The organism is Chitinophaga pinensis (genome assembly GCF_007896845.1).
In the GTDB taxonomy this organism is placed as follows: Bacteria; Bacteroidota; Bacteroidia; order Chitinophagales; family Chitinophagaceae; genus Chitinophaga; species Chitinophaga pinensis_C.
The window spans coordinates 1-21,652 of record NZ_VOHS01000060.1 but is presented as its reverse complement, the minus strand read 5'-3'; the positions used below and the strand labels follow the sequence as shown (position 1 = coordinate 21,652).

16 protein-coding genes and 1 pseudogene are annotated in these 21,652 nt (G+C 44.4%); 10 read left to right on the top strand and 7 right to left on the bottom strand.

Features of this window, described 5'->3' with window-relative positions; translation table 11 throughout:
• Nucleotides 1-205: 205 nt before the first annotated feature.
• Both FEF09_RS27675 and FEF09_RS27670 read right to left on the bottom strand, forming a co-directional pair.
• Nucleotides 206-451, bottom strand: a complete 246-nt coding sequence (locus FEF09_RS27675) for a hypothetical protein (RefSeq protein WP_146308102.1) — start codon at nucleotides 449-451, stop codon at nucleotides 206-208.
• Complete coding sequence (locus FEF09_RS27670; RefSeq protein WP_146308101.1) at nucleotides 444-818, bottom strand: hypothetical protein; 375 nt, start codon at nucleotides 816-818, stop codon at nucleotides 444-446. The genes FEF09_RS27675 and FEF09_RS27670 overlap by 8 nt, the downstream gene beginning before the upstream one ends.
• Nucleotides 819-922: 104 nt before the next feature.
• On the opposite strand from FEF09_RS27670, the pseudogene FEF09_RS35090 reads away from it, so the two are divergent.
• Nucleotides 923-1,377, top strand: a pseudogene (locus tag FEF09_RS35090) (YhcH/YjgK/YiaL family protein).
• Between the two features lie 69 nt (nucleotides 1,378-1,446).
• Here the strand turns inward: FEF09_RS35090 and FEF09_RS27660 are convergent.
• Both FEF09_RS27660 and FEF09_RS27655 read right to left on the bottom strand, forming a co-directional pair.
• Entirely contained in the window at nucleotides 1,447-2,385 is a 939-nt protein-coding gene (locus tag FEF09_RS27660; protein ID WP_146308100.1) for a polysaccharide deacetylase family protein, read from the bottom strand.
• A 3-nt stretch (nucleotides 2,386-2,388) separates the two neighbouring features.
• Entirely contained in the window at nucleotides 2,389-2,787 is a 399-nt protein-coding gene (locus tag FEF09_RS27655) for a DoxX family protein (RefSeq protein WP_146308099.1), read from the bottom strand.
• Nucleotides 2,788-2,957: 170 nt separating this feature from the next.
• Here FEF09_RS27655 and FEF09_RS27650 point away from each other — a divergent pair, with 170 nt between their 5' ends.
• The 3 genes from FEF09_RS27650 to FEF09_RS27640 all read left to right on the top strand — a co-directional run bounded on the left by FEF09_RS27650 (nucleotide 2,958) and on the right by FEF09_RS27640 (nucleotide 9,803).
• Nucleotides 2,958-6,176 (top strand): hypothetical protein, encoded by a 3,219-nt coding sequence (locus tag FEF09_RS27650; protein ID WP_146308098.1) that lies wholly within the window; start codon nucleotides 2,958-2,960, stop codon nucleotides 6,174-6,176.
• Between the two features lie 10 nt (nucleotides 6,177-6,186).
• On the top strand, nucleotides 6,187-7,845 hold the full coding sequence (locus tag FEF09_RS27645) for an SWIM zinc finger domain-containing protein (RefSeq protein WP_146308097.1): 1,659 nt from the start codon (nucleotides 6,187-6,189) through the stop codon (nucleotides 7,843-7,845).
• Between the two features lie 446 nt (nucleotides 7,846-8,291).
• Nucleotides 8,292-9,803, top strand: a complete 1,512-nt coding sequence (locus tag FEF09_RS27640; protein WP_146308096.1) for a reverse transcriptase family protein — start codon at nucleotides 8,292-8,294, stop codon at nucleotides 9,801-9,803.
• Between the two features lie 95 nt (nucleotides 9,804-9,898).
• Here the strand turns inward: FEF09_RS27640 and FEF09_RS27635 are convergent, their stop codons facing one another.
• Nucleotides 9,899-10,264, bottom strand: a complete 366-nt coding sequence (locus FEF09_RS27635) for a hypothetical protein (RefSeq protein WP_146308095.1) — start codon at nucleotides 10,262-10,264, stop codon at nucleotides 9,899-9,901.
• Nucleotides 10,265-10,530: 266 nt separating this feature from the next.
• Between FEF09_RS27635 and FEF09_RS27630 the strand changes: the two genes are divergently transcribed.
• Both FEF09_RS27630 and FEF09_RS27625 read left to right on the top strand, forming a co-directional pair.
• Nucleotides 10,531-11,649, top strand: a complete 1,119-nt coding sequence (locus FEF09_RS27630; protein ID WP_186774570.1) for a cytochrome P450 — start codon at nucleotides 10,531-10,533, stop codon at nucleotides 11,647-11,649.
• Between the two features lie 228 nt (nucleotides 11,650-11,877).
• Nucleotides 11,878-13,674, top strand: a complete 1,797-nt coding sequence (locus FEF09_RS27625; protein WP_146308093.1) for an ATP-binding protein — start codon at nucleotides 11,878-11,880, stop codon at nucleotides 13,672-13,674.
• 31 nt (nucleotides 13,675-13,705) lie between these two features.
• On the opposite strand, the gene FEF09_RS27620 is transcribed toward FEF09_RS27625, so the two are convergent.
• Together FEF09_RS27620 and FEF09_RS27615 are read right to left on the bottom strand one after the other, a co-directional pair.
• Nucleotides 13,706-14,683 (bottom strand): terpene synthase family protein, encoded by a 978-nt coding sequence (locus tag FEF09_RS27620; protein ID WP_146308092.1) that lies wholly within the window; start codon nucleotides 14,681-14,683, stop codon nucleotides 13,706-13,708.
• 232 nt (nucleotides 14,684-14,915) lie between these two features.
• Complete coding sequence (locus FEF09_RS27615) at nucleotides 14,916-15,659, bottom strand: SDR family NAD(P)-dependent oxidoreductase (RefSeq protein WP_146308091.1); 744 nt, start codon at nucleotides 15,657-15,659, stop codon at nucleotides 14,916-14,918.
• A 96-nt stretch (nucleotides 15,660-15,755) separates the two neighbouring features.
• Between FEF09_RS27615 and FEF09_RS27610 the strand changes: the two genes are divergently transcribed.
• The 4 genes from FEF09_RS27610 (at nucleotide 15,756) to FEF09_RS27595 (ending at nucleotide 21,615) form a co-directional block, all read left to right on the top strand.
• The gene (locus FEF09_RS27610; protein ID WP_012791734.1) at nucleotides 15,756-16,112 is read left to right on the top strand and encodes a winged helix-turn-helix transcriptional regulator; all 357 of its coding nucleotides are present in this window, start codon (nucleotides 15,756-15,758) and stop codon (nucleotides 16,110-16,112) included.
• A 43-nt stretch (nucleotides 16,113-16,155) separates the two neighbouring features.
• The gene (locus FEF09_RS27605; RefSeq protein WP_146308090.1) at nucleotides 16,156-17,478 is read left to right on the top strand and encodes a hemolysin family protein; all 1,323 of its coding nucleotides are present in this window, start codon (nucleotides 16,156-16,158) and stop codon (nucleotides 17,476-17,478) included.
• A gap of 105 nt (nucleotides 17,479-17,583) precedes the next feature.
• Nucleotides 17,584-20,103, top strand: a complete 2,520-nt coding sequence (locus tag FEF09_RS27600) for a YfhO family protein (RefSeq protein ID WP_146308089.1) — start codon at nucleotides 17,584-17,586, stop codon at nucleotides 20,101-20,103.
• Nucleotides 20,104-21,186: 1,083 nt separating this feature from the next.
• Nucleotides 21,187-21,615, top strand: a complete 429-nt coding sequence (locus tag FEF09_RS27595) for a hypothetical protein (protein WP_146308088.1) — start codon at nucleotides 21,187-21,189, stop codon at nucleotides 21,613-21,615.
• Nucleotides 21,616-21,652: the final 37 nt, after the last annotated feature.

Below are 21,652 nucleotides of genomic sequence, written 5' to 3'. Positions count from 1 at the left end.
TGTAGAATAGAGACGGGTGTTTCAGTTCGTGGGTAACATGACTGATAAACTCCCGTTTCATCCTTTCCAGTTTTCCTGCCGGATGATGATACGCCATAGGGTCCAGATACATCCTGTGATCAGGGAAAGCGATAAATATGGACAGGATAATGCACTGCTCATTTTTCTGAGCAGATATCCGGCAGGCCTTCAAAAGAGATTCCAATCATCCGGTCTGGTTTGTTGAGTCCCGGCCGATGAGCAATGAGGGACGCTGATGGATGGTGTCTATTTTGTTAGTCGGTCTGTATATTGAAAAGCAGAGGTATCTGTTCTGGTTAAGCTCAGATCTGTAATATTTCCTGAGTGTATCCTTATCAGGCACCACATCCGTGAAAGAGGAAAAGATTGTAGAGACAAAATGCGCCAATGAAGGGGGCGTCTCATCGAGGCGCATCTGCTGATTAGCCATGGTGGTATCGATATGGATGTTTTTCAGTCCGCTCAAAGCAGCGGAGGCAAACCACCCGGACTGGTATCATAACGGACAATCCTTTGGCTCTGGGCATCCCGTCTGAAGCCGCATTTGCATTTTCATCCAGGTCGATGGTTGTTTGTATAGAATACCGTCTTTTCTCCTGAGGTTCCACGCCTGCCTTCAGGTGGGCAGTGATGATAATGGAATGATCATAGGCACTGTGAAAAGCTTCGGTAGCAGTAGCTACGAATGCCTCCTGTTGCGACCGGTACGTTTGTTTCAGCCAATACAACTGGAACAGTAATGCGGCCAGTAATGCCGGCGTAGCGATCCACCATATCTTTCTGCTAACCTTGCCCATATTCCGGCAAATTTAACGTTCCGGAAGGTCTGTACGCGGATTCTTTAACAATCATTAACGTTTGTTCCTATTAGGTCGTATCTTGCCCGGCATAACAGACAGACATGATTATCGATACTTTACAGCATGCCGGACTTTACCATGGTCTGGGCACCAGATTTGTAAAAGCCTTTCAATATCTGCAGGAAACGGATTTTTCCAAAGTAGAAAAAGGACGTTATGAAATAGACGGGAGTAACATCATTGCCATTGTAAATGAGTATGATACCATCCCTACTACCGGCGAACAGATGGAATCTCATAAAAATATGCAGACATACAGTATATCGTCAGTGGAGAAGAACTGATCGGACATGATTTTCTACACGGACAAACCCCTTCCAAAGCGTATAGTGAAGAGGAGGATTTTATGCTGTTTGGTGAAGCGCCTGTCTTTTTCTCAAAGCTGCAACAGGGTATGTTTGCCGTTTTCTTTCCTACAGATCTTCACATGCCGAATATCAAGGTGAATGAACCGGTGAAGGTGAAAAAGGTCGTGATGAAAGTGAGTGTACAATAAAATGCTATTGCAAATAAGAAAGGGTCATCCGTAGACGGGTGACCCTTTTATTTATACAGACTATCATCATTATTCCCGTATTGTGGTCTTATCACTAAGAGCCATCCGGGCGATATCATCTTTTCTTCTGAAGGTGACTCCTTTATGTTGCTGCATGTAGGTAAACAGTTCGGTCGCGGCTTTTACCATCTGTGGAGTACCACCGATGCGGTCATGAAAACTGACAGACATCATTCTCCTGCGATTGGCCGACTCTTCATACAGCTGATCGAACTCCATTTTTACCTGTTGCAGGAATTGATCGGTAGAATACCATTGACCGGATACCAGTACGATGTCGTTGTTACGTAAGGTATAGGGTACTACGGCGAAGTCCTTGTTATTCACCTGAATGATAAATGGTTCGTCCCTGCTAAGGTCGTCGATATGATAAGTAAAACCCAGTTCCTGTAAGATCTGCAGTGTGTGCTCGCCTCTTCGTAACCAGTTGGCGTTGTAGCCTTTAGGCGTCACACCGGTAACCTGCTTTACCGCTTCTACACCGTCCTGTATAAATTTCTTTTCTTCTTCGTATGACATGGTGTATTGGGTAGCCCAGTCCCTGCCGTGTGCCGCGGCTTCGTGTCCACGTTGAACAATTTCTTTTGCCAGCGCGGGGTTCTTCAATACAGCCGATCCAACCATGTGAGAGGTTACTTTGATACCGAGTTTATCCCATGTATCGAGCATACGGGGAATGCCTTCTTTATAGCCATATTGATACCATGTTTCTGAAGGGAGGTCTTTATATCCCTTGACCATATTCTGTGGAAATGGACTTTCAGCGTTTACAGGCTGACCGCCGGCTTCAAATTGCATGGAGACACTTACGACAAGACGGGAACCGTCAATCCATGAAGAATGAGGCTTTTTCTCCTGAGCAGGAGCCGCTACCAATGAGGCAGGGCCTACCAGACCAGCCATTCCTAAGAGGCCGGCTGTTTTCAAAAATTCTTTTCTTGTAGCCATATATTATTTCTTTAGGAGATTATCAACTGCGTAACTATTAAAGGAGATGCTGCTCAGTAGTACGGCGAAAATGACAGCATGCAGCAATTGGGATACCAGTGCTTCCCAATTTTCTATCATCGTAGCGCCAAGTATTAACAGTATCATTACGATACCACCTGCAACAAGGGCTTGTCTGGTTAATAAACCAACGATAAGCAGAGTACCTATCAGGAACTCCGCTATCGGCAGCGCATAACTGAAAGGCGTAACGAGTGCAGAGGGCAGCATGGCGTCTTTGAAACTACCGACCATCCATGCGCTGAATTTATCCAGTTTGGGTAATCTTACGAGTCCGTGACCAAACATACTGGCGCCAATAGCGAGGCGCAATAGCAGAAAAGAGGTTGTGTTGTTGATCATGAGTATATATTTTATCTGTTTGATGAGACAAAGTTCGGATACCGGATGAATGTGTTACTTGTATGATTGACGGATATTTCTGTACATTTTTAAGATACCCATAAAAAAATAAGGTATAGATATTAAGAATAATTAATTATTTTGGTCACCGTCTTTAATGTTGTTAGCTCATGCGATTTATAAAGCAAACAAAGCTTTTTTTCAGAGAGGGGAATTCGGACAAGACTTATGAGATTGATTTATGTGAAGTTGGCCCCGGACAATACGTTGTTAATTTCCGCTACGGTAAGCGGGGAAGTGCATTGAAAGAAGGTAGTAAAACGGTGAATCCTGTGGACCTGCCAGCTGCTACAGCTATCTATGATGCCCTTGAAAAGGAAAAACGCTCCAAAGGATATGCTGCGGAACAGGATGCTGGTCCGGTAGCAGAATTTGTCGCCCCTGACACCTCTCAGGTAACTGATCCCGTACAGGTAGCCATTCTTAAAAGGCTGGAATACGCCCTGAAGAGAAATTCCCGGTTCAAGACTGAATGGAAAACTTCCCGTGTTATCTGGAAGGCAGGTGAACTACGTCTGAAGGAGGCCGCTCCTTTTATTACCAAACTCATAGAGCGGGAAAGCGCTATGCAGAGGTATTCCTCCCTGTGGGCATTGGGCCGTTGTGGCAGTGAAGCGGATACGGGTACACTGAAAGCCTATGCAGAGAATAGTACTTACCCTTATTATCAGAGACAGATTGCTGTTCACGCCCTGATATTATTATTGCCGGAAGCAGGCAGGAAGGAATATATTGCCCAATTTGAAAAAGGGCTGGATCCGGAAGTACAGGAGGCGATCAAAAGTGGTAGTAAAGCAAATCTGTTAAGGGAGATCAACCAGAGGGTGAAAGTGCTGGTACAACCCGCCTACCCGATATTGGAAGAACTGTATGTTGTCAGCATCACCAATCCGCTGGTACGGGAGGTGTTACTGCAATACGTTAAGGAACTACCATTTAAACGGAATTACTTCCAGCACGTGCGTCATCTCTTCAAACAGGCAGAACTCAGGGACGACCATGAACTGGTTGCGTTATTGGGAGTCCGTTTTGAATGGGAAGAAGATAATAAGAGCGATCCGTATGCCCGCAATAGCAGCAGAGCATATACTAAAACTACCCGTGCTTATCTGCGTCGCCGCGTATTGCGCAGAGTGAAGCAGATGGGTAAACGCAATGATATGCAGTATGTACGACTGGCAACAGCTCTGTTGTTACAGTACGATGCTGACAGACATAATAAGCCGGAATATAGCACCAGTGCATTTGTCTGGAACTCCAACAGCCGTTCTTATTCGACTGTGTCAACAGAGTTTCCTAAAAATGCGGGCGCTGTCTTCCTGTATTATATTTTACAGGGCAATAACAAAGCCCTGACACTGAATACCAGCAAGACGATCTGGTACAGAACGCCCGCTCCCGAAGGCACTACACAGGCGCCAATGCCTGAACAATCCCGTAAAGGAGAAAACCTCTTACAGAAAGTAGCTTCGCTGTTCCGTGGTCGTAAACAGGCAGATGTACAGCCAACTGTTTCGGCTGAACAGGTTGTAAAGACTACACCGGAAACAGAGAGTGAAGTGCCTTTCCTGCATTTATGGCGTCAGTTGCCACAGGCATTTATACAATTGCTGATTAAAGGCAGAATGGAGGAAGTCCATGATTTTGCCCTGCATCAGTTATTGCAACATCCTGATTATAATACATTAAAGGAAAGAATGGATGGGAATGTGATCCGTGCGTTGCTTGGTAATCCTTTCAGATTACCACAGGACTACGGTTTACAGCTGGCCAGAGAGAAGTTTAATATCAACGCGCCTGACCTTGCTATTATCATGGCATTGCTGAATGCTATTTCTGAAGAAGCACGTCAGCAAGGTATAGAATGGGCCGGAGCAAGACCGGATGTCTGTCTGGCAGATGTCTGGTTTATTCAGGAACTGATCTTCAGTAAACACAAAGATGTACGCGATTTCGCTGTACAGTTGCTGCCAAAGGCAACACTTTCTGAAGAACAGCAAAGGAAGCTGATTATCAATACGATTGGTTTTCTGGCAGGCATGCCGGATTTGGATCAGGCCACGAATGATATTATTACTGAAGGTTGCCGTATACTGGAACAATTCTTTGGTGCGGCGCTGATCCAACTCGACTTTGGTCTGATAGAGCAGCTGTTACAGGCATCATCACCAGCAACACAGGCCTTTGCTGCCCGTTTGTTGTTGCTCAAAAAACAGCAGTTTAAACTGGATCATATCAATGACAGTCTTTTACTCCGTCTGTTGGAAAATACCTATCAGCCAGTAAGAGCAGCAGGCGTAGACATTCTCTCTTCGATCAGTGATGAAGAACTGGTAAAACGTCAGGGATTATTACTGTATGGATGTACAGCACCTTACACAGATGTCAGAAATGCTATCAGACCATTGATAAAGCGTATTGCTGAGCGGGAAGCTCCGCTGGCGATATGGCTGGTAAATGAATTGGTGCCATTGCTGATGCGTAAAGAAACTTCCGAAGGTTTACACGAAGACCTCGCATTGGTACTGAGTAATGAACTGGTATCACATCTGCAGGATATTGATCAGGCGACCGCTTTACGTTTACTTTATTCCAATTATCGTCCGGCACAGGCATTTGGTGTGCTGGTACTCGATAAATATATCCCGGCAGAAGGTCTGACAATCAAACAGGTGATAGCGGCAGGAAATCACGAACTGCAGGCAGTGAGAGAATGGTGCTGGCGCTTCTTTAACCAGCATGTGGCACGTATTAAATATGAGAGAGATGCTGCAGTTGCCCTGTTGGATGCCACCTGGGAAGATACCCGCAATTTTGCTGCTGAATACTTCCGGACACAATTTCAGGCGGAGGACTGGTCACCGGAATCACTGGTAGCGATTGCCGACAGTGTCAATCCGTTGGTACAGGCGTTTGGCCGTGAGTTGCTGACCCGTTTCTTCCGTGCAGAAGATGGTACGGTATATCTCATGAAACTAAGCCAGCATCCGGGAGTGACCATGCAGTTGTTTGCAACTAATTATCTGGAGAATTATGCGAAGGATAATCTGGCTTATCTGAAGGAGCTGGAACATTATTTCAGATCAGTATTGTCCAGAGTGAACAAGGCACGCGTTGCCAAGGAAAGGATATTTAATTTCCTCGAAAAGGAATCTGTGAAAACGGCTGAAGCGGCTGAATATATCGGTAGCATCATTGCAGATATTTCCGCTACAGTAGCCATTGGCGACAAGGCGCGTTGTATCAGCATCATGCGTAATATTCATCAGTCATATCCTGATGTGTTGCTGCCGGTACGCTTTTCCGAAATTCCCATGAAACATTTTTAAACCCTGAAGGATGTTATTTAATTATAGATATAGCGGGCAGACAGAGGTATATAGTAACGCCACATCGGCGGGTATTTCCTTTGCACCCGATACTCACCGGGAACCTACTTTCTTCAATGGCAAACTGCGTAAGAAGATTGCTTTCCGCGAGGCTATTTCCGCTTTGCATGATGTAGTTGTATCCGACCTGCGTTTTAAACCCAAAGACAAAACAGCTTATAAAGAATGGGCAGCCCAGCAGGAATCTGTATGGCTGGCAGAAGCAATGGGACAGTATGATGCCGCTGCCGCGGAGAATCAGATGAAAGCATTGAAAGATGAGCTGAACAATATTTACAATGAGAAAGAAAAGGTAATGGCGCCTTACTATAAGGCACGCCGCGCCTATTTCGATTATCTCTATCAGAAAGACAGGGACGCATGGTTTGTACTGGATCCGGTGATCAGCGTACACCCAGATGAGATCTTCTTCGAGTGTTTCAGTCAGGATGAATCAGCTTACGGTAAGCTGAGCGCAAGCTATAATGTATTTAAAGAGGTGAACGAGTTTCAATGTGGTACGACCAATATTGACTACTCGGCTAATCTATATAACGAATTCCAGAAGATCCGGGACTATAAGGAAACGACTTTCTCAGTTGATCCGGGCGGTTTCTCCGTTCAGACTACACAGGAAGAAATGTTCCGGGAAGTAAAGATCGACCTGCCTGATAGCTGGGTACGTGGCTTCCTGCAGGTAAGTTCTGCTATGACATTGCCAGCAGCCAGTTTTGATCTGCATCCTATGGATGTATATAATTTCTGTAGCTGGTTGCGTCGCTTTAAGGAAAAGAATGGTCCGCGTTCTATCCGTTTTGTACTGGAGCCAGGCAAGCCGGTGAAAGCGATATTCGAACCATGGAATAAGGAAATTATCTGTGCAAGATCGGTTTATACTGGTCCGCAACGCCGTGAGATCCGTATCTGGGGCCGCAGAAGAATGCTGATCCTAGAAAGACTGATTCCGGTGGCGAAGAAATTCACCGTACATCTGACAGGTAGTGGTCTCCCTTCCTTCTATGTAGCCGATCTGGGAGATATGCAGTTTACACTGGGACTTTCCGGATGGACAGCGAATGACTGGTCACGCGCAGGACAATTTGATCTGATGGCGCCGCGCGCAGAAGTGAGCGATATGACCAAAGAGATCGTCTATAATGAACTGAAACAAACGTGGATGGGTAAGGCGGAGGAAATTGCCGCTAAAACCGGGCAGCCTTTACCATCAGTACTGGCAGCATTGGGGATCTATACACAGGCAGGGAAAGTTATTTATGATCTGCACACCGGTTACTACCGTTTGCGTGAACTGAGCAGGGAACCATTACCAATGGATCAGCTGCGTTTTTCCAATCCGAAAGAAGCATCAGCAACGAGACTTGTTACGGATGGAAAGATCACCTTCGCTGCGCAGGAAGTACCGGGAGTGGGTACACAGGTGACAGGCGAGATCACGGTGGCACGTCGTCCGTATCATCCGGTTATAGTGATCGATGGAGACGAACGTATGAGCAGTGCACATTGTGATTGTTATGACTATCAGACCAATAAGTTATATAAAGGCCCCTGCGAACATATGCTGGCATTGCGTATGGCGTATGAAAAGCAGAAGGCTAACAGTAACGCATAAGCTGTAAAAAGAAAAGGTGAGAGTGTGAAAAAAAGGAAGAAAAAATGCAATATGTATTTGTTCTTTTAATAATTCTCTCTATCTTTCAGGTCAGAAAAACAATAGTTCTTTGTAAAGAGGAAATTGATTGCACTTGCGCCTGGTTTCAGGAAGAGTGATGTTTCGTCACTCAGGTAACATGACATTATCATGCTTCACTAAATGCAATCTTTACTTTGGGCGGGGCGTACCTACTAGTGATTTACGGTACGAGCCCCGGGGGCTCCAAATCACCAGTAGGTACGCCCCGCCCTGGAGTTGATTGATTTAGTCAATGGCTTGCACGAAGGCCGGTTTCCTCTTTACATTGTTTTTTCTGTTTAACCTCTTCTCCCCTTTTCTTTTTCCCGCTTCACTTTATTTATCAACGAACTATCTTTTATCAGCAATAAACCGTCTGAAAGATTATGGCAGTAGGATTGACGCGTCAGCAATTATATGACCGTATCAGATCATCCACTAAAGATGAAGTTATTCTCGAAGAGATGACCCGCCTCGGTTTCTGGGCAAGGAACACAAGTATGCCATCTCCTTCGGAGATGCTCATCCGCAGAGAAAGTGAGTTGCGCAGGGAATTGAATAAGTTAGTAGAAGAAAAGCAACGTTATCGTAACCGCGAGCAGATGCTGAACGAAATGCGCAAACAGCGTATGGCAGCAGCAAAAGCAAAAAGAGCGGAAACGAAAAAACGTAATGAAGAGAAACGGAAGGAGAAAGCTGCACAATGGGCCATTGAAAAAGAAAAAAGTATAGTATACCTTGGAGAAGAAGTTTCTGCAGGGTTAAATAAAGTAGTTTCCGATGAACAAAAACTGATTGCTGCAGGTCTGCCTGTATACCATGATGGTATTGCGCTGGCAGCCGCAATGGGTATCACCATCGGTAAATTACGCTTCCTCTCTTTTAACAGGAAAGTGGCCAATGTAACACATTACAAGCGCTTCTATATTCCTAAAAAGTCAGGCGGTAAACGCCTGATTTCAGCGCCGATGCCTCAGTTAAAAGCAGCACAATACTGGATACTGGAGAATATTCTTTATAAGGTAAAGCTGAGTGAAGCTGCACATGGTTTCGTGCCGCAGAAATCTATTGTAACAAACGCATCTCATCACGTCGGACAAGATATTGTGATCAATATTGACTTGCGCGACTTCTTCCCGACGCTCGACTATAAACGCGTAAAGGGAATGTTCAACAAGTTTGGTTACAGTGAGCAGGTGGCGACCATCCTTGCATTATTGTGTACTGAACCTGAAATGGAACCGGTTACGCTGGATGGTAAAGATTACCATGTTGCGACTACTGCGCGTCATTTGCCACAGGGAGCTCCTTGTAGTCCCGCGATTACGAATATCATCTGTTATAAAATGGACCGCAGGTTTGAAGGACTGGCGCGTCGTTTTAATTACACCTATACCCGTTATGCAGATGATATGACTTTCTCTGCGAAGGAGGCCGCTGCTGCTGACGCAGGTAAACTGATATGGGGTGTTAAACAGGTGGTGAAGGAAGAAGGTTTTGTGATTCACCCTGATAAGCTGAAAGTGATGCGTAAAGGTGATAAACGGGAAGTGACAGGTGTGGTGGTGAATGAGAAGCTGAGCATCGACAGGGAAACGCTCAGAAAGTTCAGGGCCCTGCTCCATCAGATCAGTATATCAGGTATTGCCAACAAGCAATGGGGCAAAGGAAGTGTCATTAACAGCATAGAGGGTTATATCAACTATGTACAGATGGTAAAACCAACAGCAGGCAATCAGCTGAAAACAAAATGGCAGGCTTTGCTGGGCAGAGACGATATTAAAAGCCAGGTACGTGCATCCAATACTAATGCCGCGCAGATTACTATTCCGACGGTGCCTCCGCCAGTGCAGGACAGTCCGAAGGATGGTGAGAAGCCATGGTGGGATGTGATGTAAGTCCTGAAAGAAGTTAAAAGCCCCGTATACAAAAAGTATACGGGGCTTTTTTATGGTGGAGGTCAGTAAATCAATAGATATAAATGTAGGCAATTTTATTGATTAAACGGCCGCATATCTACAATGGTATCATTCCTATAGAAAGTGCCCGACTGTCGTTGTCCTTTTTCATTGAAGGTAATAGTAGGACCATGCTTCTTATCACTCTTATAAAACTGCACTGCGGCAATCTGCTGATCATAATTAAAGACCTTCACATAGGAAAGCGCCGTATCCTTTAGATGGGTATAGACCTCTGTTTTGAAATAAACGCCTCCCTGTCCCTGTATTGTCTCCGTAAGCTTGTAATCGGCGGTATCAGCCAGTGCATAAGGATCATTGGTAACGGAGGAAGATCTGGACTGACAGGAATAACAGGCGATGATCATCGCGACAATCTTAACAACTGTATAGCATCTCATAATGTGGTATTGTAGAAGCAATCTATTCTCTTTTTCTGAAACAAGGCCAGCTAAAGGTTAAAAATAATTCCTCATTAACAACGAGTTAACTATTTACTCAACACATTGATCTATTTTAGACACGTGTATGTACATCGCCGCAAGGGCAATCTCGTTTTAACTTTATCTGATTACATTTTACTGGGACTAACCATCATCTGACTTCACAACTGACTAATTGTATGACTCCATCTACGTTAAAATCCCCCCTATCCTGGCATCAGCAAATGCAGGATGAACAAGCAATTTATTTTGATCCGGCATTCAGGTTTTATTTTGGCGGCCAGGGAGCCTGGCAGGTATTTCATCACAAGGATGTACAACGTGTACTGAGTGACTACGAAGTTTTCTCGAATGAGTATATGCCTAAGTCAGCTGATAATCTGCTTGGCAGCAATCTTAACCAGACAGATCCTCCACGTCACCGGCAGTTACGTGCTCTGGTGACGAAGGCATTCGCCCCTGCTATCATTGCACAATTGGAAAACTGGATCCACCGGGAATGCCGTGACCTGTTACAGGCAACTTTAAAGAAAGGAGAAATGGATTTCGTGAAGGCATTTTCCATACCCCTGCCCGGCAGGGTTACTGCACAGCTACTGGGCGTACCTGATCAGGATCATGATCAGGTGAATGCATGGATCAATGCTATTTCCAGCGATCCCGCCGTTATTGGAATGGATGCCTATTTTCAGGCGCAACAGGAAATGGGTAAGCTATTTATGGGTTTATTGGAAGAACGGGCCAAAGTACCCCAATCTGACCTCATATCACATCTTTTACAGGCAGAGATAGACGGAGAAAAATTGAGTATGGCAGATACCCTCGCCTTTTGTATCGCCTTACTGATAGCTGGCAATGAGACGACGAATGGTTTTCTGGCCAATGCTATGTATATCTTTGCCACAATGCCGGATGTACAGGCGTATCTGCCGGCACATATAGACGACCTGCCTGCCGCGTTAAATGAGGTGTTACGCTATGCACCTCCGGTACAGAGCATGTGTCGTATCGCAAAGATGGACGTTGAATTGGGTGGACAGCTGATCCGCAAAGGGGATCTGATAAACGTATGGTTATCCGCAGCTAACCGGGATCCGTCGGTATTCCGTGATCCGGACACATTCGATATACACCGGGATAATATAAAAATGGTCAGCTTTGGTCATGGGGCGCATTATTGTATTGGCGCTATGCTGGCAAGAATGGAAGCAAAGATTGCTTTTGAAACCATATTTTCTACAATAAAGAACATCACACTGAAGCCAGGTATCACACCTGCGAGAAATCCGAGCACTATCGTAGCAGGATTTCTTAATCTGCCGATTGTATTTGAACCAAAATAAATATGAAGGGGCACTAAAGAAAAGTAAAAAGTATACTCACTATACTAAGTGATATATTTTTGAATATACGTAAATTGCAGGTAGAACTAGCTAAAGCCCCATATTTACAATAACCCTACTTGCAGAACGAATATCTGAATTGGAAAACACTGAATGGCGCTATGTACATGCTGGGAACCTGTATGTAGCTCCTAATAGTACTGTTCCGCAAACGTAAATGCCCGGTACATGAGTCTATTTCAACACATCTCTACAACTGGCTATCATAGAGTGACCGATGAAGACCAACGACGATCGCTGAAAATTGTAAACACCCTGGCACTTGTCACCGCACTTATGGCGGGTATATTTGGCTTTGGTTGTCATTTTATGACACGTGATCTGCAACTATCGGCACCCGCTATTATTGAATCATTGCTGCTTTCAGCTGTTATACTAAGCAACCGTTTTGGAAAGTTTACCATTGCCGGACTGGCACTGATCCTGATCAATAACTTTAGTATTCAATACTACAGCGCGATTATGGGACGGGTAACGGAGGTACATCTCCTGTTTATCTTTCTGGTAGGACTTTCGCTGCTGATCTTCGAGAAAGACAGGTATATGCGTGTGCTCAGTATAGGATTGACCATCTTCGCTTTTCTTGTCGGAGAAATCAATATGTACAATGGTTTCATCACTCCTGTCGTTCCTCCGGAAGAGCATTCTCCGGTACAGTTCGTCATCAGATGGGTGACTATTCCAAGCATATTGATACTGGATCTTATGGTGATCTATTACTATGTGAGAAATATGGAGCGCCAGCGTAAAAAGGAAATGCTGCAGGTACAGCAGATGCTGCAAACTGTTAAAGAACATAACAGGGAACTTGAAATATTGACCGCACAACTGGCGAAGGCTACAGATGCTAAAACGGTATTTGTCAGAGAGACGAGTCATGAGATCCGTACGCCGTTGAATGCCATTTTCGGGATCAGTCAGCTGCTACAACTGAAGGTGGAACAGGATCGCTCTCTGGCACCAATCCGTCAGCTGGCCGATCATCTGTATGCAGCCAGCTATAACACCCGTGAGATCATCAATAATGTATTGGAATTCTCCCGTATTGAAGCGGGCAAGATCGATACCCCTCATTTAGAGACATTGAATGTACGGGAATGGCTGGAAGGTATTATCAATATGCACCAATATGTTGCCAGTGTAAAAACGGTGCGTATCAAAGCCTCGGTAGCAGAAGATATTCCACAGGTGATCAGTGGCGATAAGATGTTGCTCAGCAAGACATTAAATAACCTGTTGTCCAATGCAATCAAATTTACTGCGCAGGAAAGTACTATAACGCTGGACGTTTTCAGGGATGAGAATAAATGGTGCCTGCAGGTGACTGATCAGGGAGACGGTATACGGGCAGACAGGCTGTCTACTATTTTTAGTGCTTTTGTGACAGAAAGGAACATCTTTCTGGAAGGTACCGGTCTCGGATTGCATATTACCCGTCATCTGGCCACCCTCATGGGGGGTGATATTAAAGTATACAGTGTAATGGGTAAGGGTACCACATTTACCGTACATCTCCCTCTGGAAGTACCGGCAGAGACAGCCTGTGGTAATGATAATGATGTAGATGCGGAATTGTGTAGTCTGACAGATACCAGTATTCTTATTATTGAGGATGATAAGATGAGTCAAATGATCTTATCACGTTTTCTCAGCGGACTGGGAAGCCGCATTCTCGTGGCGGGTGATGGTATGGAGGGGCTACTGCTTGCAAAAGCATCCCGTCCGGATATTATCATACTGGACTCACATATTCCCGGTCTGAGTGGTAAAGACACACTTGCACAGATCCGTGCAGATGAGCTATTACAGCATATTCCTGTGATCATCGCCAGCGGTGATGCATTTAAAGAGAACCGCGAGGAACTGCTGCAGGCAGGTGCCAATGATTATCTGGTAAAGCCGATTGAGTTTAAGACGCTGCAGGTGATGCTATCGAGATATCTGAGAGCAAACGCCCACCCCTGATCCCCTGTCAGCAGTGATGGGCGTCTGGCAACTATATGGTCTGCATGGTAAAACGGTATCTTGCAGTGTCTTTTATACTCCATTCAATATTTCCTTTCATCATGACAGATAATGCCGCTATATAGCGACTTAACTGCACATCTGTTGCCGGACCGAAAGAAGGTAGCTGGACAGAAAGGTGTCCGAACTGTCTGACTTGCTCATCATGGATACCGACGGCTATAGCGATGGCTTCTTCCAATGTACAATCACGGGTATTACGGATCAGCATGACGATGTTCATTTCGTCCCCCTGTTCCAGTTCTTTGTTGAAGGAAAACAGATCATTTGCCCAGCAGATGGTATTACTACACAACATGATCAGCTTTTTGACAGTTGCGTCAAGGAATACATAATCAGGAAGGGAAAACGCCTCGATAGCTTCCAGCAGGTGAGCAAAAAAACTGGCGCCGCTGAAGAAAGGCCGCCATTTCATGTATTCTTCCAGAGTGGGGAGTTGTCCGCGGCTGACCTGTTCTATACGCCAGAGATTAGCGGCAAAAGCCTGTTGCAGACTTTCAATAAATCTTACCTGCCAGCCGAGGTTTCCCAGTTTACGGATGCGCTTCCAGAAATCACTGACGGCGCTGAGTACCGGCCCTCCTTTTTCAAGGGATATCTGGCTGTTGTGCTTCATAATACCGATCAGGGCATGTACCAGTTGTTCAAAATGTTCTTTTTGTTTGATAGTCGCAGCACCTTCCCCGTGCTCGTCAAACTGATCATCAAGCACAAACAGCAATGTGTTAAGATCTGCCGCGATGCTCAGGGCATTCAGATCGGCAGTTGGAAACATCCGCGCAACCATCCATGTAAACTTTTGTCTGTGATAGCAGGACCATCTCTCCTCGTCGGGCACGAGCTGGTATTTTTTCACCCAAAGCGTTGTGTGTCTGTCAGCTTTTTCTACATACTGATTTAAAAGGGACGGAAAGGGGCAATACAAGCCCGGCAATTGCTGTGTGTACATAATTGATTGATTGGTTTTAAATGAGAAATAAACAAACACTACACAGGGGACTTGTGTATCATGTGAGAAAGTAAATGGTGCGTTATCCAGTATGGGCTTATTGCTGATTGCTGTCAGACAGGTATTTCGACAACGATGGGATGGAATTTACAGCTTTATAGGGAAACACAATTAATAATCCCGGGCGGCATTGTTGCTTTGGTTGTACAACGATACCGTCCGGGATCAGGATTTAAGCATTGGAGCCACCGTCGATTGTCAAAGCGCTCCCTGTGATGAACCCACTTTCAGGGCCTGCGAGGAAGTTGACCAGACTGGCTATATCATTTACGTTGCCAAAATGCGTTAATGCCAGACGGGCTATCTGACCCGCTGCATAGGCACTGTCAGCAGGGTTCATATCCGTATCTACAGGACCCGGTTGAACGAGGTTGACAGTGATCCCTTTTTGACCAAGTTCACGGGCCATACCTTTGGTCATACCTACCAGCGCCGATTTACTCATAGAATAAAGTGTTGCCCCCGGATGTGCTACACGATCGGCCATATTACTCCCGATACTGATAATGCGACCGCCTGTTTTCATATGTTTTGCGGCAGTCACGGAGGCTACGTATACGGCTTTTACATTGATATCCATCATCTGGTCATAGTCGGCAGCCGTTTGTTCATCAAATGGTCTTTCTCCATATACGCCGGCGTTATTAACCAGTATATCAATGCCTCCCAGTCTGGATACAACGGTTTCTACGGCAGCCGCAACAGCGTTATGATCAGCGCTGTCTACCTGTAATGCCAATGGTTTTTGTCCACCGGTTTGCTCCACAGAATCAGCTAAAGCTGTTGCCTGAGCGGCGGAGCGTACATATGTGAAAGCGACCCTTGCGCCGGCTGCTGCCAGTTGTTTTACTATAGCTGCACCCATGCCACGGCTACCGCCTGTAACCAGTGCGACTTTGTTTTCAAGATGTTTCATAATAACTATTTTTCTTAATTGTTTGTAAAAGTAAAGCGGTAGCCGTAATTTTACAGGTACTGACAAGATTATTAAGTACTGACTAAAATGTAAGTAATGAGAAAGGAAAGCTCAACTAATACATTGAACAGGAATAAGATACACTTAAATTGCGGTATGGCCTATACGCTGGATCTGATTGGTGGAAGGTGGAAACCTAACATCCTTTGGGCACTACTGGATGGCAAACTGCGATATAGTGAATTGAAAAAAGTGATTCCTGACGTATCCGAGCGCATCCTTGTATTGCAGCTGAGAGAGCTGGAAAAGGACGGTCTCATCACGAGACTGGTATATGCAGAAGTTCCACCGAGGGTGGAATATGAGCTCACAAATGACGGACAATCAATGAAGCCGATGTTGGAATGCATCTCTGACTGGGGTGATAAACATAGGCCTGAAAAGACAAAATAGTACTATCTTAAGAAACTTTAGTTTAAAATAAGACACACCATACATGACCTTAGACATATTTTTCACCATCTTTCTGGTGCTGCTGAACGGCTTTTTTGTAGCAGCAGAATTTGCGATTGTGAAAGTCCGATCGTCGCAGATCGAAGTAAGTGCGGGCCGCAGTAAGACGGTCTCGCAGGTAGCCAAAAACATTGTCAATAATCTGGACGGATATCTTGCTGCAACACAGCTGGGTATCACGCTGGCATCCCTTGGATTGGGCTGGGTTGGGGAAAAGGTAATGACGACCCTGATCCTCAATATATTCCATGCGCTTAATTTCAATATGGAAGAAGCGGTTGCGCACAAGATTGCTATTCCTATCGCCTTCCTTGGAATTACTATTCTGCATATCGTATTCGGCGAACTGGCGCCAAAATCATTGGCTATCCGCAAACCTGTCCCTACTACCTTTACAGTTGCGCTGCCCCTTAAGTTATTTTATGTAGTATTCAGACCATTCATCTGGATACTGAATAGTTTTGCAAACGTTATACTCCGTATGGTAGGTATTCGCCCGGTACACGAGCATGAAGATATCCATACGGAAGAAGAGTTACGTGTAATCATTGCAGAAAGTCATCAGGGAGGTGTTATCGAAGAAACAGAAAAGGCCCTTATCCAGAACGTCTTTAATCTGGGAGATCGCCATGTTTCTGCATTGATGACTCCCCGTAACGAGGTAGTATGGCTGGATGTAGATGATGATCCTGAAGTTAATAAGGCAAAGATCCTGACACAGAAGCATACGGTATATCCGATCGCAAAAGGTGATCTGGACCACACAACCGGCTTCGTATATTCCAAAGACCTGTTGAGCGATAACTTCAACGGTGCTGTTAACAATCTGGAAGCTATCAGTCGTAAACTGCTGGTGGTAACAGTTCACAACCGTACTTACCAGCTGCTGGAGCTGTTCAAAAGGGAGAGAATCTATCAGGCAATGGTAGTAGACGAATTTGGTTCTATAAAAGGGCTGGTGACTATCAACGACATTGTGGATGCGTTGGTGGGTAATATCTCGGAAACAAACGAATTTGAATACGAAGTTATCCGCAATGAAGATGGTAGTATCCTTGTAGATGGCCAGCTACCATTTGTTGAATTCCTTGAAATGATGGGAATCGATGCAGATCCGCAGAAGGTAAATGTTACCAATTTCGTGACGCTGGGTGGTTTTATCCTTGACAGAATGGGTAAGATTCCTGAGGCGGGTGACAGTATCAACTGGCGTAATCTGAAGCTGGAAGTGATTAAAATGGACCAGCACCGTATTGCCAAGGTACACATCTGTAATTTCGATAAAGACAAGGAAGAGGATAAATAACTCGTTCTGTTAAGATATAAGGGGGCACCATTTTTATAAATGGTGCTCTTTTTTTGTTCCGGAAAATTCTATCTTGAAAAGTAAACTACCCAATAATATCCTGCAATGATCAAGAGACTAAAGTCATTATTACCACATGCAGTTGCCATACTAGCTTTGTTGCTGCTTTCAATTATTTACTGCCGGCCCGCTATGAACGGGAAGATACTGAGCCAGAGTGACAATGTGCAATGGCAGGGTATGGCAAAAGAAGCAATGGATTATAAACAGGCACATGGTATTACACCATTATGGACAACGAGCATGTTTGGTGGTATGCCGACGTATCAGATTGCATTGGAAACGCCTTACAATTTTGCTAATTATATTCCTTCCATACTGACGCTGGGGCTCCCGAAACCCGTGAACGTCCTGTTTCTCTCGGCGATCTGTTTCTATCTTTTATGTATAACACTGGGTGCAAATCCGTGGCTCGGATTTCTGGGTGCGGCTGCATACACCTATGCCAGTTACTCGCCTATTATCATTGTAACAGGACATGAAACGAAGATGCTGGCGATGGCATATATGCCTGCGGTGATCGCAGGGCTTATATTGGTCATTCGTCAATGTTATCTGCTGGGTACCGCTATTATGGCATTGGCACTGACGTATCTGATAGCTGCCAATCACCTGCAGATCACTTATTATTTCTTCCTGATTCTGGGCGTTATTGGTATCGCATATGCGATTTACAGCATATTGCATAAACAATATAAACAGCTGATAATAGGTGGATTATCGGTGGTGTTGGCTGTAGGACTTGCATTGGCTTCAAACGCAGTAAGTCTGTGGACCACTTATGAATATTCGAAAGAAAGTACCCGCGGAGGTACTTCAGAGTTGACGCCGCTGGCAACTGCCGCAGCAGCAGATAAACCACAGGGAGGTCTGGAAAGAGGTTATGCTTTTGCGTGGAGCTATGGAAAATTTGAAACCTTTACCCTGCTGGTCCCCAATATCTATGGAGGTAGTTCTTCCGGATCGCTTGACAAAGAGTCGGAGACTTTTAAAAAGTTATCAGCTATGGGGGTACCTGAGAATCAGTCGGAACAGCTGATCAAACATTGGAACCTCTATTGGGGATATCAGTCAGTCTTAGGTACTTCCGGCCCTGTATATCTGGGCATTGTGATCTGTATGTTGGTCCTATTGGGGCTTTTCATCATCCGGTCCTGGCACAAATGGTGGCTGATTGGTATCAGCGTATTAGGTATTTTACTTGCCTGGGGTAGTAATTTCCCGGCATTCAACTATTTCATGTTTGATCATTTCCCATTATATAATAAGTTCCGGGCTCCTTCACAGGCATTGATCATCCCGCAATTCTCTTTTGCAGTACTGGCTGTATTAGCTTTACAGGAACTGATAAGCGGTACAATGACTAAAGAAGTATTGCTGAAAAAATTGAAATGGACAGGATTGATTATGGCTGGTTTGCTGGTGATTATTTATGCGGCTTCTTTAAGTGCCAATTATACCAATGCTACACATGATCCGCAGAATCCGGGCGGAGATGACAGATTCCAGTCAGAACTGACACAGATGTTGCAGGGCAACACGCAATTGAGCGGAGAATTAATGAGTGCTTTATATGCAGACAGAGAGCAGCTTTATCATCATGATGTATGGCGTGCTGTTTTCTTTGCTGGTCTGGCATTCCTGTTATTGTGGTTCTTCCTGAAAAAAGGCTTTAATACGACTTATTTGCTTGCAGGGATTGCGATATTGGCTGTGATCGATTTGTTACAGGTGGATAGCAGGTATCTGAACAGTGATAGTTTTATGGATGAGAATAATTACAGCAGACCATTTCAGGCCTCTGCTGCAGATCAGCAGATACTGCAGGATAAAGATCCTCATTATAGGGTGTTTAATCTGACTGCCCATCCGTTTGATGATGCGATGACGTCTTATTTCCACAAAAGTGTGGGTGGTTATCACGCCGCGAAACTTCAACTGTATGCCGATCTTATTGAAAGGCAGATAAGTAAGAATAATCTGCAGGTATTGAATATGTTGAACACAAAGTACGTGATCGTACCGGGGGCAGATGGGCAGCCGGTGGCACAGCGTAATCCGGATGCATTAGGTAATGCGTGGTTTGTAAAACATATTGTACAGGTAAAAAATGCTGACGAGGAAATGGGTATGCTTGATCATATGAATACCCGTGATTCTGCCGTAGTTGATCAGCGTTATAAACATATGCTGGGTGCTGATCCGGTGTACGATTCAAGTGCAACGATCAGCCTGATTGCGAATAATCTGAATGAGATCAGTTATAGTGCTAATACAACGAGTCCGCAATTTGCCGTGTTTTCAGAAGTTTACTACAGTCAGGGTTGGAAAGCATTTGTCGATGACAAGGAAGTGCCTTATACAAGAGTGAACTATGCACTGCGTGGTATGCCGGTGCCAGCGGGTAAACACACTATTCTGTTCAGGTTTGAACCCGATGCATACTATACTGGTATGAAGTTATCGATAGGTAGCTACATTTTGATGATATTACTACTGACCGGAGGTATAGCTTTGAATTTTAGAATGAACAAAGTGAATGATCAAAAATCGAAAAGTGTTTGATAATTTTGAGGCAACGGCAGCGATCATGGGCTGTGAGCGCATATGAGTTGATGTATCTACCTGTCAGTGATCGTAGGCAATGTGAATAGCCGCTTTTAGGTGTACTATAAATCACTGTGTTCATCTTGTGAAGACAGGTATTATTTAGGTAATAACAAGACCAGACGGTTGAATTGAAGGGGTTTCGGATATTTGGTTGAATGTTATACATCTCCGGAACGGAATAATATAAAAGAATATCTCTGTTTAGCTTTTCATAAACAGAGATATTCTTTCTCAAAGATTTACCAACCATTTTATAAAGACATCTTATGGCCAAACATCGCATGAAAAGCGTCTGGAGCCGGAAATACCGGAATAGACCCATACATTGGAAAGAGGTAGTAATATTTGTTGAACAAGTTCATGTTTGGAAGGAAACTAAGAAGAACTACATAGATGCATCTATATACATGTTTGTATCCCCTATCTAAATACATTACTGTAATAGTCCAACTACAGTAACAATCATACAATAAGAACGCAATGATAACATAATCCCGTCTGTTATTGACGGCAGGTGTGTTATATCTATAACATAGTTGATGAATCGCTTGAGTTCATTAACTGATGGAATTACTATGGCAATTTTAGTCTGTTGATAATGACAGATGCGCAATGTCTGTCATGGCTGTCATGTGGTTGAAGGTTCTCGAGCGTTTATTGATTGATGGAAATGTTATGGCGAATCCCGTCTGTTATTGACGGCAGGTGTGTTATGTCTATAACATAGTTGATGAATCGTATGAGTTCATAAACTGATGGAAATACTATAGCGATTTAGTTAGTTAATAATGACAGATGCGCAATGTTTGTTATGGCGGTCATGCAGCCGATGAATGAATCTTGTGAGGTGATTGATTGATGGAATCGACCTGGCCATATTCATTGCCATGGAGTTATAAAGGAGATTTGCTATCACTATTGGCATACTAAACGTAATCAGCTAATTATGATACATGAGGAAGCCGTCTCCTCTCCTCTTCCCTGACAGGAATGTCAGCCCAACACTTTTATTTCAGAATCATTTTAAAAACAACACTTATGAAGGAACGTAAATTCCGTAAACAGATTACAAGTATCGTTCAGGACAAATTTCAGGAACTGGATGTGACTTTCGCAAAGCTGCTGATTACATTCAGACAGCTGCATGATAATATTGTTAACCATGATTCAAGGATCAGGCAATTAGAAGCCTCAGTACATGATCTAAGAATGGCTCAAACGGCAACACAATCCGTTGTGGGATCGACAATATTGAAAAATCACAAGCTGAAACGTCAGCTGAGACATGTTAGTCTTAAGGCAGATTTCATTTTTAGCAGAACAGCCGCATTTCAGGATGAGCTGACTTATTTAAAAGATAAACTGATCGCACTGAGAAATGACAATACGGAAATGACAGATAATGCCGCCGAAAAAACGAGTGACAGAAAAGAAGAAGCGAATAAAATAAATGGAGCTGCTGCCTGAATTATTGGAGCTGTATGATCAGGTGCAGGTGATGTGG